Origin of the sequence: Reichenbachiella sp., from assembly GCF_039941815.1 — a bacterium.
Classification (GTDB): Bacteria; Bacteroidota; Bacteroidia; order Cytophagales; family Cyclobacteriaceae; genus Reichenbachiella.
This window is the reverse complement of record NZ_JBDVDW010000076.1, coordinates 93,053-112,608: the sequence shown is the minus strand read 5'-3', so window position 1 is coordinate 112,608 and position 19,556 is coordinate 93,053. Positions and strand designations below refer to the sequence as shown.

Genomic DNA, 19,556 nt, shown 5'->3' with positions numbered 1-19,556 from the left:
TTCAAATTCTTTACAGGACAAGGCAGGATAAGTAGGACTGGATATGGGTATAAATTGTAATCACTTAGAATATTATTCTACAACAACAAACAATTGTTCAATCGTTTCGGGGGAAATAATTGAACATGAATATCAAGGGCAGTCTGCTGGGGGAAAGGCAGATTGCTACTTGGTTTTCAATGAGCCAATCCAACTGCAAAATGAAACCTGCTTATTAACCTGGTATGGAATATTACTTCTTAATTATCAATGTTTGATGTTCATTTCGGTCGTACAGGTCAATGCAGGACAGAGACATTTTTAAGTATCCATAGATTAGTATTTGAATAGAATTATTCACAACAACAACAAGCAAATCTTATTGTTTGAAAAGATAATAGGACTAAAAAGGACAGTGGGTTTGGCATAGCCGAACCCACTTCTTAGCTACAAAAAAGTACTTAAATTAACTATTAGTCGAATGAAAAAAATTATACAATTAAAGAGGATAGTGCCTTTGATTTGGATCGCCATAATCGGCTTCGCCTTCCAAGCCACTGCTCAGATCGCAGACGTAACTAGTCAATTGAACACCTGGCAAACCTTTGACTTTGATGAAGGCGTACAGACTGGCGAGTTTACTTTCGAATTTGATATGATTGCTGAAAAAGTGAACATAGATGCTGTAACTGGTTTGACCAATAAAGAAACGGCAACCACTTATTCTGATCTGTCAGTTATCGTACGTTTCAATAGTTCTGGAATGATCGACGCCTATGATGGTGCAGGTTATGCCAGTGAAAATGACTTGCCATATACAGCGGGAACTACATACAGCGTAAGAGTGGAGGTAGATGCTTCCACAATGTCGTATGATGTGTTTGTTACCGAAGATGGCGGTAGCGAAGTTACTATTGCAGACGGTTATACTTTTAGAAATAAAGTAATTAATCTCACTGGTATGGCAGTGGTTAATGGTGATTTTAACGTTGCTGACCCTGGAAATCACGATACAGAAAATATCGTTTTGACCTTTATTTCTTCCAACAGCGATCCCGTTTTTGTAGCCGTTGATGAACAAAATGTAAATGAAGGATCAGAATTAACAGTAACTGTCGAAGCTGTTGATCCTTTAGATGCGGCAATTGCTTTTACAACAAGTGGCTTACCTGACTTCGCTGAGTTTTTGGACAATGCAGACAATACAGGTACTATGACGGTATCACCTGAAGTTGGAGATTTGGGACAATATACAGTTACGGTCACAGCAACTAGCACCACTGGAAGCAATACACAAGATATTGTTATCAATGTAAATGAGTACTCGGAAATTTTTACTATAGAGTCTGAGCCTGAGGATATAGATCTCTTTTATCACGTAGATACAAGAAACCCAGCGGAACTCAACTGGGGTGGAACTGAGATGTTAGTAGGAGGAGGAGTCAATTGGCAAGATGCAGCAGACGTATATGACATGGCTGCAGTTATGCCATTTCAAATCCCAGAAATCCCACAAGGAAGTAATTCCTTCAAAGCTGCTTCTTTTGTTGCAAACATAAATTATGTTGTGACTTGGGCCTATGTTGACTATGATTTGTATGGCCTTGACTATAGAGAAGAATCAACAGTTTTAGGTACTGATTATTATCAAGGTGTTTATGATGGTGATGAAAGCGCAACGGCGATCCAGCAAAAATGGGCGTCAACTTCTGGCGCAACGAGTCAAACACTTGAACCAGGATTAGTAGAAACATCGATAGATGGAAATGATGCTCTAGTAGATTATCTAAATGCACAATTAGAAGCAGGCGCAATGCCAGGTGACTATGTATTCCTGAGAGTTAATGTGAATGTAGCGGACGCTACTACTTATGCTAGAATTGATATTGATAGTCAGGAGTCCGAAAATCCTCCAGTAATGAATGTGACCTTCTACCAGCCATTGATTCTGGATCCTATAGGAGACCATATGATTACACGAGATGAAACGACTACAATTGACTTGAATGCTACTTTTGCCGAAGCAGACGATATGGCTTTCGCAATAGCAAATGCACCAGAATTTGTAGAATTGATTGATAATGGAGATGGAACAGGTCAATTGTCCCTGACTCCGGACGTGGATGATTTAGGAAACCACATAGACATTGAAGTAACGGTTACAGCTGGTGAATACACGTATGAAGAATTAATCACATTGACTGTGACTGAGGCACCTGAGGAAATATATGTGGATGCAGCAGATAACTATACTGTATATGGCGCGGCTTATGATCCAGCCGAAGCTTTTGTGTGGTCTGGAGCTCCTGAGATATTGACAGGGGGAAGCTTAGTAGATACTGATGAGGTAGACGAAACGGCGGTTATGCCATTCGAAATACCTACTATTCCAGAGGGTATGGTGATTGTTGCAGCTCAGTTGGATTTTACAACTAATCAAGTACCTGCTTGGATGGCTCAAAGCAATGATTTGACTGCATTGCCTTACAGAGAAGCACCTACAGTATTAGGCACCGATCACTATCAAGGTGAATATGGAGGAGATCCATCAGCTTATGGAATTCAGGAAAGTATTATTACACCAACTACAGTTGCGGGAGCTCATACCACCAGTGATAGTGCGAATGATGCTATAGTAGCCTATATGAATGAGCAAATTGCTAATGGAGCTGAAGCTGGTGATTTTGTATTTTTCAGATTAAATCCGGATGTGGCAGATGCAGTTAACTATGCGCGAGTAGATATTGACAGCCATGAGTCAAATAGTAATACAGGAGGTGCTAACTTGACAGTTACCTTTATGCCAAATGCTGCGCCCGAATTTGACCCTATTGCAGATCAGACGATTCTCGAAAGAAGAAGCCTTGAGGTAGATGTTACAGCGACAGATGAAGATGGTGAGACATTGGAAATTAGTTTGGTTGATGGTACCCCATCCTTTATTACATTGACTGACAATGGAGATGGCACAGCATTAATTATGATTGACCCTACTGCCGATGATACTGGAGAAATCACTGTTGAAATTGAAGCAACAGATGGATTTCAGGTTACTTCTGAATCATTTACGCTAACAGTAAATGAAAGCAATTTGCCAGTTTTAGAAGCTATAGAAGATCAGTCTTTACGTGAAGGACTTTCTCTATCAGTGACGTTAAACGCAACAGATTCAGATACGAATGACATATTGGTATTGTCTCTCGAAGATGCTCCTTCATTTGTAGTATTGACTGATAATGGTGATGGTACAGGTTCCTTGGCTATCGACCCTGAAGTAGGAGATGAAGATACATATGCTGACATTTCGGTTTCAGTTTCGGATGGTTATGATACTGTTGAAGAATTGTTTACATTAACTATAACCGCGAATGCTGTACCTGTTTTAGCTTCCATAGGAGACCAAACCATGATTGGTGAAAGAACGCTATCCGTAGCAATTTCTGCTACTGATACTGATAGTGAAGATGACTTGACATTTAGTTTGACTAGTGATCACACATTTATTACGTTGGTAGATAATGGCGATGGGACTGGTTCTCTAGAATTTGATGGAGCAGATGTTTCTCCAGATGAATATACGGATATTATGGTAAGTGTTAGTGATTCTTACGAATTTGCATCCGAAACATTCATTCTGACAGTCGTTCAAAACTCTTTACCTTCCTTGACTGCGATAGGAGATCAGACTGTTGATGTGGACGGAACGAAAGAAGTAGCACTTGCTGCCTCAGATGAAGATGCTTCTGATGATCTTGTATTTTCTATATCAGACGCGCCTTCGTTTATTACCTTAACTGATAATGGAGACGGAACTGGTAAATTGACAATGACTCCAGGTAGTGCTGATGCAGGAGAGTATGAGGACATAATTGTGAAAGTAAGTGATGGATTAGGTCAGGCGATCGAAAGAATTACTGTAACAGTAGAAGAAGATGAAGAAGGAGGTGAAGTACTTGCTATTTCTACTTTGCAAAAGGAAATGATATTGTACCCAAACCCTGCATTGAATGGAGTGGTAAATATTCGCATCCCTGCAGAGCTGGATGGAAGTAAATTGAGCCTGTTCGGAATAACAGGAAAATTGATGCAGCAAGTTCAGCTGAGTAATTCAGTATCAAAACAGCCATATCAATTGACTCTAGATAGTTCTATTCCAAAAGGACAATACATAATGATTTTGTCCAACGCTTCATTAACAGTTACGAAGCGATTGATTATTCAACAATAGAGAATCGATTGGAGTAATGACTCCTAAGATTAGTAAATGAACATTTGTAACCCAGACGTAGCATATTGGTGCTTGTCTGGGTTATTTTTTTATTGGTCGAGACCTCTTATTTCATTTTGCTGATTTTTTGTTTTCGAACTGTTCCTACATAGTACCTACCCTATAGTACAGGACAGCCCACGAGTTACAGTAATCTAAATTGTGATTTAATTGGTAAATGGGCGTTAGTGAAATTTAAGGTATCCTTTTTCGCTAATTCAGACAACTGAAAGTTTAGAGGAATTGATCCTTGAAATTATTTAATTTATTTTTAGCAGGTAGCATGAAAAAGAGAGGAATAATGAGGAAAGTTATTGTGGGGTTCATAGGTATAATATTGTCCCAGGTGGTGTACGCACAAACTACAGTAGTTCTCACTGCGCCAGCAGGGGATGGCTTTGTTTCAGACCCTGCCGTCATAGTTTCCAATAACCCTTTTACGGAATTGGATCTAAAGATTGGAAAGAGTGCGGTAGATGGCTCTGCGAATTTAACGAGCGCGATCATTCCATTCGAGCTTCCAGCCATTCCAGATGGAGAAGAAATTACAGATGCTAGTCTCAGTGTTTACGTGTCTTTTGGCCGAGAATGGATAGAGGATAATTGTTATGTGGATTTATATGGGTTGGATTATCAGTCATCTGTTGCTATTTCATCATCAGATCACTATAGCGGTGCTTTTGGTACTGGCAATGGTTCTGACACTGGCATTGAGGATGATTACTTTCAAAAAAATGTTCCTCGAGGAAGCCAGGATACTCCTAGATTCGAAGAGACCTCTGTCTCTGGGAATGCTAACTTGGTCAGCTATATTAAGGCGCAATATACAGCGGGTGCTGAAGCAGGAGATTATGTATTTCTAAGGTTGAGTATTGACCTACCTGAAATGACCAATTCACAATATTTTGGTGTTCATGGTGGAGAGGGAACCAATCCAGCCACGCTGTCCATTACTCACGAACCAGTAGTGAATGTAGCTCCTGTTTTGGCAGCTATAGGCAATCAAAGTGTAGAAACATCAGAAGATTTAACTATTGCTTTATCAGCATCGGATGTTAACGGAGATGCGTTGACGTTCTCAGTCAGCAACAACTTACCACCTTCTGCTGTTTTTTCTGATCATGGTGATAATACAGGATCCATTACTATTACCAATGCAGGATCTATTGCGACTTATTCAGATATTATAGTTACGGTGAGCGATGGCGAATTTTCAGATGATGAGACTTTCGATATCGATATTATTGCTCAGGCACCGAATGTGGCTCCTGTCTTGGCATCAGTCGGCGATCTTGAAATTGATCAATATGGCTATGGTAAATTAGACATCTCCGCAAGCGATGCTGATGATGATGCACTAACATTTAGTGTGTCTGACAATTTACCCTCTTCAGCTGTACTTGTTGATAATGGAGATGGCACGGCGCATATAGAAGTCATCTCGGAGTCTGTAATAGCCGACTATTCTGATATCGTGATTACTGTAAGTGACGGAGAGGACCAGGACACAGAATCTGTGAGTGTTTCTATAGTCTCTAGAGATGCCAACGAGCTGATGAACTTGGATGAGCCCAGTGGAAACCGTTTTACCATTACTGATCAAATCTGGCCTAGCGCCCATGGAGAAGCTGACGTGAGTTATTGGAACGATGATAAGGTGGCTGTGGTCACTATTACTATCGATGATAATATTGAAGCAGATCATAGCTTTTGGTTGGGTTTACAAGAAACTTATGACAACCTGAAATACACCTGGTTTGTCATAGATAATCAAGTGACTAGTTGGGCAAATTATCAAACTCTGCTGGATGCTGGCAACGAAGTAAACGGACATGATGATTGTGATATCAATAGTAGTGTAGACGAAACGGATACGAGTAATGATCAAACATATCGAACGGCTTTAGAAAGTATCAGCGATGATATTAGCACCAATACAACGGGTGAGGCCTTGACCTACGCATATCCTTGTGGCATCGAATATGACCAGCATATAGCCAGAGATATTTATATCGCCATGAGAGGTGTACACGGGGAGATGAATCAAGCAAATACCATAAATTATTTGGCTTTGAATAGCAGAAGTGCTTCCAACGACAACGCTGATATAGATAACATACTGGATGAAACTGGGGCCGTGCAATTGTTTGGCACTTCATACTATCGAGGATGGTATTCGACTCACTATCATTCAGTAACTAGCAATGGAACATTGCAGGCAAACACCGAATCTCACATGAGTTACATCAATGATCATGCGGATGAACTTTGGATTGCTGGATTTAGTGAAGCAGCCTTATACGGTCAGGAAAGAGATTCTCACAATCTGACTGTAGATGAGGTATTGGACTTGTCCGTAAAATTCACTTTGACAGACGATATGAAAGATGAGGTATTTGATTATCCTTTGACTGTTAAAATTAGAGTCAACAATGATTGGGAATCAGCAAGTACGCTACAAAACGGAGTAGCTCGGCAGACGTCATTGATTTCTCATGAAGGAAATAAGTATGTATTGGTCAAAGCCATTCCAGATCAGGGACAAGCAGTAGTTACAGGAAGTACATCGGATAGCGAGAATCATGCACCTGTATTGGCAGCTATTGGCGATCAGACATTGTCACATGTAGAAGAAGCAACAATTACTGTGATGGCAACTGATGAAGATGATGATTTTTTGACTTTTACGGTATCAGAGGAGTTGCCTTCTTTTGCTTCATTGACTGATAATAATGACGGAACAGCAACTTTAGAGATTATCCCAACTTCAAGTAGTGATATTGGGCTTGTAGATAATATTATCATTACGGTTTCTGATGGACAGTTAGAAGATTTAGAGGAGATTAGCATTGAAATTACTGAATTTGCAGGTACAATTCGCTATTGTGATCCTGAAAACGGAAGCAATTCAAATGATGGCAGTGAAGCTAATCCATGGGGATCTTTTGCTACGGCATTGGCTACAGGCAAAGTTATCGAAGATGGCGACTTGATTTATCTAATGGACGGCGATCATGGAAATCCATATATTTCTAGCAAAATCTTCTCAGAAGAAGTAAAAGTGAAGTCCGTCAATGAACACAGTGCAGTTTTTGGTGGATTGGTCATAGCGAATTCTAAATACTGGACTTTCTCTGATATTAAAATTGACGGATCTAGTTCTGGTCTAAGCAAAGAAGGGTTTTTAGTGACGGGTGATGTGAATAGTACTGATTTGATATTCGATAACTGCCTTATTCAGTCGGCTGAAGAATCCTCCACATGGACTAAAGCAGACTGGTATGCTAATGCCAAAGGCGGTATGGATATGAGAGGAGAAAATGTGGTAGTGGAGAATACCACAATTAAAAATACTTATCATGCCATGTCTTTGCGAGGTGATAATTCTAGAGCGACTTCTAATTTGATCGACAATTTTGCTGGTGATGGTGTTAGAGGACTGGGTCAATTCCAAACCTTTGAATACAACACGATTAGAGATTGCTATGTAGAGGACTACGAGACTAATCATGATGATGCATTTCAGACATATATTTTAACAGGAGACCCAAAATCTGAAGGCTTGACCTTAAGATATAATAAAATTCTTCTGTTCGAAGACCCAATCACTCAATTTGTAATTGATAATGACCTCATTGGTGAATCCATGCAAGGCATTATTGTCACAGATGGTTATCCGGATGGATGGGTCGTAGAAAACAACTTATTGGTTACTGATCATTACCATGGCATTTCACTTTATGGTGCAAGGAATTCTAGAATTCAGAACAATACTGTAATCAAGCATCCATATTTCTCTGACGATAAAATTCCTTGGATATTGATCGAGGATAATTCAAAAACTGGCCAGACCAATTTCAATAATATCATTCGAAACAACCTGGCAACGGACATATCATTTGATGAGTTTGATGAGACCTCCACCGTAGAGGGCAACCTTCAAATTGGCTTGAATAGCTCGTCCGATTATAACGACTACTTTGAGGATTACACAGGCTACAATTATTTGACTAAAGCCGAAAGCCCCGCCATCAATGTTGGAGTGAATACTGATCTATCAGATTTGGACTTGGCAGGCAATCAGCGATTGGCTAACGGCACGGCAGATGCAGGTGCTTATGAGTATTATTCTTCTAGCTTGCCAGTCATTGAATCAATTGGAGACGTAACTATGTTAGAAGGGGAAACGGAAACTATCAATATTACGGCTACAGATCCTGATGACAACGTCCTTACTATTTCTGGAAGTAATTTACCAAGTTTTGCGACTTTGACTGACAACGGTGATGGAACGGCCAGCCTGGAGTTGGCACCTCAGGAAGGTTCCAAAGGAAGTTATGATGAAATTAGAATTACCGCCGATAATGGAACCTTGTCAGTTTCGGAATTATTTAACGTAGAGGTCAGTACTGATAATACTGCGCCAATCTTGGTGAGTATAGGTGCTCAAGAAACCGAAGAAGGTGTATCTAAAGAAATTTCACTTTCAGCAACAGATTCAGAAGACGACGATTTAGAATTTGATTTAGAAGATGCCCCCTCTTTTGTTAGCTTATTGGACAACATGGACGGAACAGGTAGTCTAAATATTAGTGCTGAGACAGGAGATGTAGGCACCTATACTTTCTCAGTGCTTGTAAGCGATGGAAGTCTGGAAGATGAAGAAGAGATAACATTAACCGTATCTGAAGCAATTGAAGAAAATACGGCTCCTGTGTTGTCGGCCATTGGTGAGCAAGCTGTTGAAGAAGGGATTACAACAGAAGTTTTTGTTTCATCCACAGATGCAGAAAGTGATGATCTTAGTTTTAGTTTGATTGATGAACCGAGTTTCGTGTCCTTTAGTGAAACAACCAACGGTTCAGGTAAATTGAAAATCAAACCTCAAATTGGGGATGCAGGCAGTTATACCTTCACACTCATGGTGTCGGATGGTTCATTGAGTGACGAAGAGAAGCTAACGCTTACAGTTAACAATCAAGAAGTCCTATTTATTCAGGAAAACATTCAAAATGCATTGACCGTTTATCCAAACCCTACAAAATCAGGTATTTTCTTTGTTAAGGTGAAGGGTCATGAAGTAATTTCTATCCAGCTACGGGATTTATCAGGGCGCCAAATGGGAGGTGAGTTGCAGGTATCACCATCAGGAACGGATGTTTTGAGAGTTCAAACTTCCGTTCCTTTATTGAACCAACCCTACATTCTCACACTTCAAATTGGTCATCAAACAATAAATCAATTGTTGATTGTAAATTGAGCTGTTGACTAAGAAATCATTTTTATGGAGAAAGATAAAAGCAAGGCCTATTGGCATCAAAATATTCGTTACCTCATCATTCTATTAAGTATTTGGTTTATCACCTCTTTTGGATTTGGCATTTTATGGGTAGATGAATTGAATCAATTCAAAATAGGAGGATTTGGTTTAGGTTTTTGGTTTGCTCAGCAGGGCTCGATTTATTCATTTGTGATCATCATTTTTGCCTATGTCTTTCTGATGAATAAGCTCGATAATAAATACTCTAATCAAGAAACCAACAAGGATTAATGGATATTCAAATTTGGACCTACCTGATTGTAGGCGTTTCATTTGCTCTTTATATTGGCATTGCTATTTGGAGTAGGGCAGGTAGTACTGATGAGTTTTATGTAGCTGGGGGGCATGTACACCCCTTGGCCAATGGTATGGCCACTGCTGCAGACTGGATGAGTGCGGCCTCGTTTATCTCAATGGCAGGTCTCATTTCATTTATGGGCTTCGATGGGTCTGTTTACCTTATGGGATGGACTGGAGGCTATGTGTTATTGGCGCTGATGCTTGCACCATATTTAAGAAAATTCGGAAAATTTACAGTGCCTGATTTTATCGGTGACAGATACTATTCAAATTTCGCCAGAACGGTTGGTGTGGTATGTGCACTGATCGTTTCCTTTACCTACGTGGCTGGACAAATGCGGGGCGTAGGCGTCGTTTTTGCTCGATTTTTAGAAGTGCCGATCAATACAGGAGTGATCATCGGTATGGTCATCGTATTTTTCTATGCCGTCTTGGGCGGAATGAAAGGCATTACCTATACCCAAGTCGCACAATATTGCATATTGATATTTGCTTATATGGTACCAGCCATATTCATTTCCATCCAACTCACGGGAGAATGGATTCCTCAGATCGGATTTGGGAGTCAATTGATAGATGGGAGTGGTACGTATTTATTAGATAAACTGGACGGATTGCACAGAGAATTGGGCTTTGCCGAATATACGTCTGGTTCAAAATCTACGCTGGACATATTTGCCATCACCATGGCTCTGATGGTAGGTACAGCAGGTTTGCCGCACGTAATCGTTCGGTTTTTTACCGTGCCTAGTATGAAAGATGCTCGTATTTCTGCAGGATATGCACTGATATTGATTGCGATACTTTATACCACAGCGCCAGCCATCGCCGCCTTCGCCAGAACGAATTTGATAGAGACGGTATCAGATTCTAAATATGACACCATGCCTGAGTGGTTTTCCAATTGGGAGGAGACGGGCCTCATCTCATTCGAAGACAAAAATCAGAACGGAACCATTCAATATGTGGCCGACCCAGCAAAGAATGAACTTAATATAGACAGAGACATTATTGTGCTGGCCAATCCTGAAATCGCTCGGCTCCCCAACTGGGTAATTGCTTTGGTAGCGGCTGGTGGCCTGGCTGCAGCGCTTTCTACTGCTGCAGGATTGCTGCTTGTAATATCTACTAGTGTGTCCCATGATTTGATCAAAAAGCAGATCAAACCTGACATTTCCGATAAGGGTGAACTGATGTGGGCAAGAATAGCCGCTGGAGCTGCAGTCATTGTAGCGGGCTATTTTGGTATCAATCCGCCGGGCTTTGTTGCGGCCACCGTCGCCCTGGCATTTGGACTCGCTGCTGCTTCATTTTTTCCGGCCATTGTGCTGGGTATTTTCGACAAGCGAATGAACAAAGAAGGGGCTGTGGCTGGTATGGTGATCGGTACGTTGCTCATGCTGTTCTATATGGTCAAGTACAAATTACAAGGATTTGGCGGAGGAGGTGAGGAAGATTGGTGGTTTGGCATCTCTCCAGAAGGATTCGGTACGGTGGCCATGTGTATCAATTTTATTGTTTCCCTTGTTATATCCAGATTCTATGCTGCACCACCAGAGGAAGTGCAAAACATGATCGAGAGAATCAGAGAGCCTGGAGAGTAAATGTTATGAAATCAGTTGGTCTAATCATTTTTGTTTTCGCACTAGCCTTGGTTGGTTGCGATAGTAGGCAAAAAGTGTCTATATCCCCAGCCGAAGAAGTGATCACCTACTCCGGAAGAATAGACCACTCAGCCATGGACAAGGTCGACTTGTATTGGCCGGGATCTTCGGTGAGAGTGGACTTTGAGGGGGACTCACTATTTGCATGGCTGCACGATGAAAAAGGAGCGAATTACTTCAATATAATAATCGATAATGATAGTGTTCGTACGCTTCGATTGGATAGCGTATCTCGCAGATATCTTTTGGCTGCAGGTTTGCCGGCTGGCACACACAGCGTTGAATTATTTAAGCGCACAGAGTGGGACAAAGGGAAAACTACTTTTCAGGGATTTGAACTATCGGGAAGCCAGATAGCGGTGAGCAAATCCCAACCTCGAAGCAGGAAAATGGAATTTTATGGCAACTCCATTACGGCTGGGTATGGTGTAGACGACACCAGCGGCCAAGACAGACCCGACAGTATCTATACCAATCACTATGCGAGCTATGCCTCGCTTGTCGCGAGACATTTTGAGGCAGATTTCCATTCAATTTGTAAGAGCGGAATCGGTATTATGATTAGCTGGTTTCCGATGATCATGCCGGAGATGTACGATCGGCTGATCCCCGAGGATACTGCAAGTCGGTGGGACTTTGCTCAATACAAACCAGAAGTGGTGGTAGTGAATCTCATGCAAAACGACTCCTGGCTGATAGAGCGACCGGAGTACGAGCAATTCAAAGCTCGGTTTGGTAAAAGTAAACCTACTGACGAAGAAATTGCATTAGCCTATCGGACGTTTATTCAAAGCATCAGAGAGAAATACCCAATGGCGCAAATCGTCTGTTTGTTAGGGAATATGGACATCACACAAGAGGGTTCGTCTTGGCCTGAGTATGTGAAGCAAGCGATAACGGGCTTAGAAGACAACCAGATTTATAGTCATGTAGTTCCATATAAAAAGACAGCAGGTCACCCCAATAGAGCAGAGCAAATGGCTTTGGCCAAGAGCTTGATTTCATTTATAGAAGAAAATATCAAATGGTAAGAATCACAATGCAGACAAAGACGTTTATCGGTTTGATGATGCTTTGCCTTATAGGCATATCATTTCAAGTCAGCGCTCAAGAATCACACAGATGGCCAGAAGGCAAAAAAGCCGCTGTGGTGCTGACCTACGACGATGCCATAGATTGTCATTTGGATATCGTAGTGCCTGCGCTCGATGAACATGGATTTAAAGGGACTTTCTATCTGACAGGGAGTTCGCAGTCTGTAGCCAACCGCTCGGATGAGTGGCGCGCTATCGCTACCAATGACCATGAATTGGCCAACCATACGTTGTTTCATCCCTGTCGAAAGGTGATTCCCGGTGAGCGAAATTTCGAATGGATTAGACCAGAATACGACTTGGATGGCTATAGCTTTCCACAGCTGATGAACGAATTGAATACGGCCAATGCCTTGCTGCGCGCATTGGATGGAAAGACCGAAAGGACTTTTGCTTATACCTGTGTGGATCACACCATACAAGGAGTGGATTTTTCGGATAGCATCCAGCACATATTTGTAGCGGCGAGAGGGCTCAGTCCGGTACCTGAGACGCTAAAGGAAGTAGATCCCTATCTGATGCCGAGCACAAGTTGCTCCAATCTAACGGGTGAACAAATGATCGCCGAAGTGAAAAAGGCTGCCGCCAACGGTACAGTGATTACGTTCTTGTTTCACAGTGTAGGTGGTGGATATCTCAATACCTCTGCTGAGGCACATCAAGAATTGTTGGAGTACTTAAAACAAAATGAGGATGAGCTTTGGGTCGACACTTTTTTGAATGTGACGGGGCATATCAAAAGCGAGCAGGAGAGATTAGGTTGGTGAGCCGTAGGTCAATTGTACCGCACCTGTTGCGGTATCCAGCTCGCGCGGAATTTACCTATCTCGCGCGGAAGTTACTTCCACTCCATCTGCCAAGGTGCGGAACTAAGTTCTACACCAGAGGTTTGGTAGTCGATTTACTTACTCTTCTTTTTCAGAAGGCTGCGTGTAGATGCTTATGTTGTCAACTTTTATAAAGCTATCATTTTGAGGCGCCCAGTCTGGAGTGGCTCCACCATGAAAAGTAGAAAAGTAGAAGGAGTCGATCTGCCCGAGGTTTCCCTCTCTTAAACTGAATTTTTCCTTCTGTCCCACCTTCTGGCCATCAAACCAAACCTCTATCAAAGCGTCTTTGTTTCCTGGTGTATTGAGTCTGATGTGTTGGGTGAGGGTGTGCCACTGACCAGTTTCAAATTTGGCATCCAAATAGACGCCTTCGCCATACTTTTCTTTCATGTCTTTGTAGTACAAATAGACGATAGGTACTTGTTCACCCGTCCACATGTATCGAGCACTCCAGCCTTCGCCTCGCTCCGGATGCTTGCCTCCTGTATAAGCCGCGCCACCACTGGTCAATCCAGGTAGTTTGCCTCCCTTTGCAAAATCAAATCCATCTTCAAAATAAACATCATAGCTTAAGTAATACTCAGCGGCTGGTGGTAAGGGAGTTACAAACTGAACACCGCCTTGCTCTGGTCCGACAGCTCCTTTGGGATAGCTGACTTGCAGTACTTGGCCTTTCGTTTTGTCTTCAATGATTGTTCCTCTTTCTTTAGTAATTGACCATTTGATTGAATCAAAATCTTGCTGAATGGCAGTTGCATCATAATTGCCCAGTGGGCTGTTCTCAAAGTCTACTGCCAATATGGCTTTTTCCTGACTGATGCCCGAGCAGGACAGTAGTGTGCCTGTCAGGAGGCAAAATAGGTGACGGATATTATATGATGAGCTGAGCATGTTTCGATTTATTTTCATGGCTAGTGGGTGATGGTATTGGCTAGTCCGATCATGAGAATGGAAACCATGACGATCGTTAGACCGAGGGCCAAAACCCACATCGTTTTGCGCGAAGCCCCTACCCATTCTTTGTATAGGATGCCCCACAGATTGCTAAAGAAAATAATGAACGCCATGTGTATCGACCAGCTAGCAAACTCCAAGTTTTCACCTAAAAAGGTCGTGCCCATTCCATAAAAGAAAAACTGCAAATACCAGGTGAGTCCACCGAGCGCGGCCCACAGATAGTTTTTGGAAAGTGGTGTATTGGCATTGTTGTAATCACCGGCTGTTTGGTTCTTACGATTCAGATAGAGGCAGTAGATGCCATTGGTGGTCATGCCACCCCAAAGGATCCATACCAACACCGCATTGTTTTTGAAAAGGTCGCTGGCTCCTTTGGAAAAGGCAAGATCTGCGATGGGCGACCCAGCTTCTAGTCCGAAGGCAAAGCAAGCACTAAGTAGACCAGAGAGCGTGGCGACTATCAATCCTTTGGAGAGATTGAATTCGTCGTCGGTAACTGACTTAGTTTCTTTTTCTTTTTGTGCGCCAGCATAGCCTACTACGGCAATGCCGATCAAACAAATCAGAATACCCGAAAGGGTAATGATACCTGAATTCGTTTGCAGTAATTCAGTGAAAGTGCCTTTGAAAATAGGCGGGATCAAAGTGCCGAATGCAGTACAAAGCCCCAGCGCGATGGTCATGCCTAGTGATACACCCAGATAGCGCATAGAGAGTCCAAAAGTCAACCCCCCAATGCCCCAGAGCAACCCAAAAAAATAGGTCCATCCTCTGACAGAGGCGTCTGCCGTTGTCAAGACTTGCCAAAGGTCAGGAATGGTAAACCAAGCGGTAACTAGTGGTACCACTAGCCAGGCCGATAGTCCCAAAATGAACCAGGAGCTTTCCCAACTCCACGATTTGACTTGCTTGAAAGGGATATAAAAACTACCTGCCCCGAAACCTCCGATGGCATGAAATATAACTCCTAAAATTGCTCCCATATGCGGCTGTGTTTTTAATGCTGTTTAATACAAATAGTCCTTTTGAATTAATGCCAGTTGATCTTCATCTTTGGAATTTTTTCGGATCAAATCCTGAAATATATAGTAAGAAAGCCAAAAGCCATTGTGATATTGCTCTCGAGTGCTCCTTGGCTGTTTGTAATGATTGTACCATTCTGTATTTAGTGATTCTTTTTCAGCTAATGCTATCATTTTTTTGGCGTGGCTCATTTGGTTGGCAGCGACCTTGGCGAAGAGTGCCGTATAGTCTTCATAATCCATGGTGGCAGTTTCGATAACTTTTGTACTATCTGATATTCCGAGGCTAATCAGCGAAATGGATTGCTCATATGCTTGGTCACCATTCATGTCAAAACTCATTTCGTCGAAGAAGCCATTGTTGTCCGTATCTCGATATCTCACAGTTGCGAACTGAGTAGGTTCAAATTGATCCGTATCTTCGGGCTGGATGTTTGGGCCGCGCCATCCTTGCCATCCCTGATAGCTCAGCGTATTTTGGTCGATTCGCCAGTAGCCAGTTTCGGCCCCTAGTAAATGTATTTTTCCATCCATAGGAGAAATGTACAGTTTGCCCTTGCCGGAAAAATCCAGATCCCATTCGCCTCTGTCCCCAGCTGCATCGGCTTGAGGATTGTGATCCAGTCCACCTTGGCCTGAACCAATAACAAAAGGGTTCTTTGGCTCATAAAATTCTACTCTCTCCCAACGGTGACAATCATCGTCTTCGTCGAATACGAGCCAGCATGCATTCCATTCTCCTCTGGAAAATGTCATGTCGTAGGCCTTGTCGTGATCAACATATACTAAGCCATTTAGATGTCTCCATCTAGGATCAGCGAAGTACTTGTCAGATTTCTTAGCAATGTTGTGTGCTTTGATGGGTTGGGTCTGATCAGAATAGTCAAAGCCATTGCCACTAAATTTCAAACTCATGTCAAAATCCAATTCATTGCCGGCGCTATTGTCATTGTCCAGGTCAAATGCCATTTGAACCAAAGATGCCTTTTGGCTGAAAGCCCAGGTCACGAGGTCCTCTGATTGGTCGATGGCTGTTGGCTCATCGACCACACGTATGGCCATTTCTGTGAGTCCGTCATTGTCTTGGTCGTAAAACAAGAATGGGTTTTCCCAATTGAAACTCAAATCGTCAATATTCCAGGAAGAGATGTGCACTTTGAGCATAGTGCTTTGTCCGTGGTAGTCGGCGAAGAAATTAGCTCTACCACTATGGTCCCAGCCTTCGTACCGAAAGGTGTCCCAATTCATATAGCCAAATATGCCGTCTTTGTCATTGTCCACAAACCACATGTAATGCGATTTCCACTTGCCAGTATAGTCTTTTTTGTCATTCTCTATAATGACTTGATAGTCGGCCTTTCCGTCGCCGTCTTCATCTATATAGTCGACAATCAGGTCACCCTCATCACCATACTTGCCATCGTTGTTCAAGTCGACCAAAAGACAGTCATTGTCCAGATCCCCTTCTAGGTCACCTATCTGCATGTCGTCATCATCGTCGAGCCAGAGCGCACGCATGCCATTGGGTAATTCTACTTTGATGCCCTGAGGGCTTTTTCCTTTTTTTAGATAAGTAACCTTATCAGAGTCAGGGAGTGGTAATCTGAAGGGTGTTAGCGTTTCTTCGAGTTGCGGATTTCTGATGGTCGAATGCTGCACTTGGCCACAGACTGGCAGACAAGGTAGGAGCCCCATCAGACCCAGCATTTTCCACTTTCTAATCTTTCTTATGAAGGGTTTGTTTATCATTCGGGCCATCCTTCAGGTTTTTGATACTCGTAGTTATAGAAGGCTGGCTCGTCTACTGATCCGATTTGGATGTATCTCAGACTTGCCTGCTTCATTCGTTTGCTGGCGGGGTCATCTATCTCTGTTTTCACTAGGTATCCCCCAGCTTTTTCTGGTAAGGCCATGGTCACTGGCACCAATGTTTGCCAAAATGGTTGTACAAATACTTTTTGTTCTCCTTCGGTTATCACAGTGCCCTTGTCATCCAGCAGTTGGTAGCCAACAGTCCCCGATTTGGCTACAGCCGTGTCATTGACTACCATGATGTTGAAATTGAATGTACTTCCTGCTTTTTGAATAGTAGGTGACTTCACATATCTAGCATCTTCTATGTCCAAGAATGCCGCAAATGGCCGAGTCGCATGATATTGTGATAGCAAGGCTTGAGAAGGAATCAAGTCTTTGATATCATGGATAAACCAGTCGCCGGTGTGACCATTGTTGTTGGTCAGGTAAGCAAAGGACGCTACGCCATCGGCTTCTCTAGTGGAGCGGATCATTTCAGTTTCGATCGCCTGCAGGTACGCTTGAAACGCCCAACGTTCTTCGGCAGTAGCTTCTTTGCCTACATAATATTCATAAACATCTCTATTGCTTTCGTAAAGTTGACTGCCGTCTGGCTCGTAGTATTCGTAATCTACTTTGTAGGGTGTACGATCATTTTCAGTGAAATTTCCGTAGGTTCTTACACCAGATGTCAAGCCGTCTCGGTTTTGCCACAACCATGCAAACTCGTTGACGATCACTGGCGCATTGGCCAGTTTCATTTGCTCTAGACCGGCTACTTTGTCATTGAGTTTTCCAAAACGAAAGGCATCTCGCGTTCGCTCAATGAAGTCATCTCCTACCCACCAGCCATGCGCTAGCGGATACCAGTGATACTCAAAGACATCGAGTCTGCTGCCAGCCTCGGCTTTCATAAAGCCCAAATCCCAAAGGCGGGTTGGGTCGATCAGTCGGAGCTGTGGGATCAGTTCTCGTCCGATGTATTCTTGCTTTTGCTCGTTGAGGGCATCCCAGATCACCACGCTGGGATGGTTGCCATCTTGCCAGATCCAGTCCGCATACTCTATGGCATACTGCTCTGGTCTGCCTCTGAGGTTCCACATGTTGTACTCGTTCTGTATCAAAATACCGTGCTTATCTGCCAGGTCATACCAAAACTCAGGCAACAACCCGATGCTGACACGGAAGAAATTCCAGCCCATCGCTTTGGGTATTTCGATCATCATTTTTTCTACCCATTGCTTATCCCAAGGCAGATTTCCTCTGTCTCGGTCTTCAAAAAACCTATTGAGCGTAAGCGTAGAGCCGAAGAGTGCGATTTCTTCGCCATTGAGCTCAAATGATTTTTCTACAGATTTGAAATCTCTCATGCCAAAGGTGACGGCTTGTGAGTCGGAAGGGCCAATCCAAGATTGGTCGTTGGCAGGTTTGAGGTTTTCTGAATTGCCAAAGTCATCGAAGAATTTTCGATCCGCGGAAACTTCCACTACCGCCTCGTATAGAAAGGGGTCTGCCGGTGACCAAGGATTGATTTTTTGATTGAAATCAAATACCAACTCTTTTTCTTGTTGTTCTATCTGGCATTGGATCTTGTCGTTGATTGTTTTAATCTCTGTCACGATCTGACCACTTTCTTTCTCACGAATGTGTGCTTTCAGCGTGTATTCAATGGCACTGTATTCTGTGTTTCTCTCCAATACCTTGGCGTAGTTTTCGAGTAGAACTTTGACGGTAGCCTGCCTACCAGCGAGGTCTGGAAGTGCCAGCGCTCGGTGCACCCTGATAGGTCCTCCAAAAGTGATTTTTATGTCATCCCAGATGCCAGGAATGTCGGTGTATTTTTCTCTGTCGAAACCAGTGGCTGCAGCTTTTGGCATCCAAGCCCGCTCTCCGAGTCTGAGTAGAAGTGTATTGGTTTTGCCATAGATGAGGTGATCGCTCAGATCCACATCGATGGGTGTGTTATTTTGCATGTAGGTGCCCAGGTCGATGTCATTTAAGATGACTTGGGTATTGAATCTACTCTTGAGCGCTGTAAGAATGGCTATTTTGTTCTTCTTCGATTTTGGTACTTTAAATGTGAATTGGTACCAGTTGTACCGTGGCTTGTGCGTGCCTGAGAAATAGGCCTTGTACTGGTCGATCTTTGGCTCTGCCAGATCGATAAGACCCGGCACAGGGATGGTCCGAGTGAAGGCACTTGGAGGAAAGGCCGTTTCAGTCTGCTCAAATGGCACCTTGCCATTCAACGAGATCACGTTCGTGACTTGCGCAGACAGTACTTGGGTAGAAATGATTATTGCAATTGATAGTATTAACTTCTTCATAT

10 protein-coding genes are annotated in these 19,556 nt (G+C 42.8%); 6 read left to right on the top strand and 4 right to left on the bottom strand.

From position 1 onward, the window contains the following. Positions 1–460: 460 nt before the first annotated feature. The 6 genes from ABJF11_RS20455 to ABJF11_RS20430 all read left to right on the top strand — a co-directional run bounded on the left by ABJF11_RS20455 (position 461) and on the right by ABJF11_RS20430 (position 13,391). A complete protein-coding gene (locus ABJF11_RS20455; protein WP_348122150.1) occupies positions 461–4,207 on the top strand; it encodes a T9SS type A sorting domain-containing protein in 3,747 nt (1,248 codons plus the stop codon). A 340-nt stretch (positions 4,208–4,547) separates the two neighbouring features. Continuing rightward, entirely contained in the window at positions 4,548–9,506 is a 4,959-nt protein-coding gene (locus ABJF11_RS20450; protein WP_348122149.1) for an Ig-like domain-containing protein, read from the top strand. A 24-nt stretch (positions 9,507–9,530) separates the two neighbouring features. After that, on the top strand, positions 9,531–9,797 hold the full coding sequence (locus ABJF11_RS20445; RefSeq protein WP_348122147.1) for a DUF4212 domain-containing protein: 267 nt from the start codon (positions 9,531–9,533) through the stop codon (positions 9,795–9,797). Next, on the top strand, positions 9,797–11,470 hold the full coding sequence (locus tag ABJF11_RS20440) for a sodium:solute symporter family protein (RefSeq protein WP_348122145.1): 1,674 nt from the start codon (positions 9,797–9,799) through the stop codon (positions 11,468–11,470). The genes ABJF11_RS20445 and ABJF11_RS20440 overlap by 1 nt, the downstream gene beginning before the upstream one ends. Positions 11,471–11,475: 5 nt before the next feature. Further along, complete coding sequence (locus ABJF11_RS20435) at positions 11,476–12,561, top strand: GDSL-type esterase/lipase family protein (RefSeq protein ID WP_348122143.1); 1,086 nt, start codon at positions 11,476–11,478, stop codon at positions 12,559–12,561. Further along, a complete protein-coding gene (locus ABJF11_RS20430) occupies positions 12,555–13,391 on the top strand; it encodes a polysaccharide deacetylase family protein (RefSeq protein ID WP_348122142.1) in 837 nt (278 codons plus the stop codon). Before ABJF11_RS20435 ends, ABJF11_RS20430 begins: the two co-directional genes overlap by 7 nt. A 138-nt stretch (positions 13,392–13,529) precedes the next feature. On the opposite strand, the gene ABJF11_RS20425 is transcribed toward ABJF11_RS20430, so the two are convergent. Genes ABJF11_RS20425 through ABJF11_RS20410 form a run of 4 tightly spaced genes read right to left on the bottom strand, consistent with a single transcriptional unit; the run spans position 13,530 to position 19,554 of the window. Continuing rightward, the gene (locus tag ABJF11_RS20425; protein ID WP_348122141.1) at positions 13,530–14,363 is read right to left on the bottom strand and encodes a polysaccharide lyase; all 834 of its coding nucleotides are present in this window, start codon (positions 14,361–14,363) and stop codon (positions 13,530–13,532) included. A 2-nt stretch (positions 14,364–14,365) separates the two neighbouring features. Next, positions 14,366–15,394 (bottom strand): L-rhamnose/proton symporter RhaT, encoded by a 1,029-nt coding sequence (locus ABJF11_RS20420; RefSeq protein WP_348122140.1) that lies wholly within the window; start codon positions 15,392–15,394, stop codon positions 14,366–14,368. Positions 15,395–15,418: 24 nt separating this feature from the next. After that, positions 15,419–17,191, bottom strand: coding sequence for a hypothetical protein (locus ABJF11_RS20415; protein WP_348122138.1), 1,773 nt, complete (start codon positions 17,189–17,191; stop codon positions 15,419–15,421). Further along, positions 17,179–19,554, bottom strand: a complete 2,376-nt coding sequence (locus ABJF11_RS20410; RefSeq protein ID WP_348122137.1) for a glycoside hydrolase family 2 TIM barrel-domain containing protein — start codon at positions 19,552–19,554, stop codon at positions 17,179–17,181. The genes ABJF11_RS20415 and ABJF11_RS20410 overlap by 13 nt, the downstream gene beginning before the upstream one ends. Between the last annotated feature and the right edge of the window lie 2 nt (positions 19,555–19,556).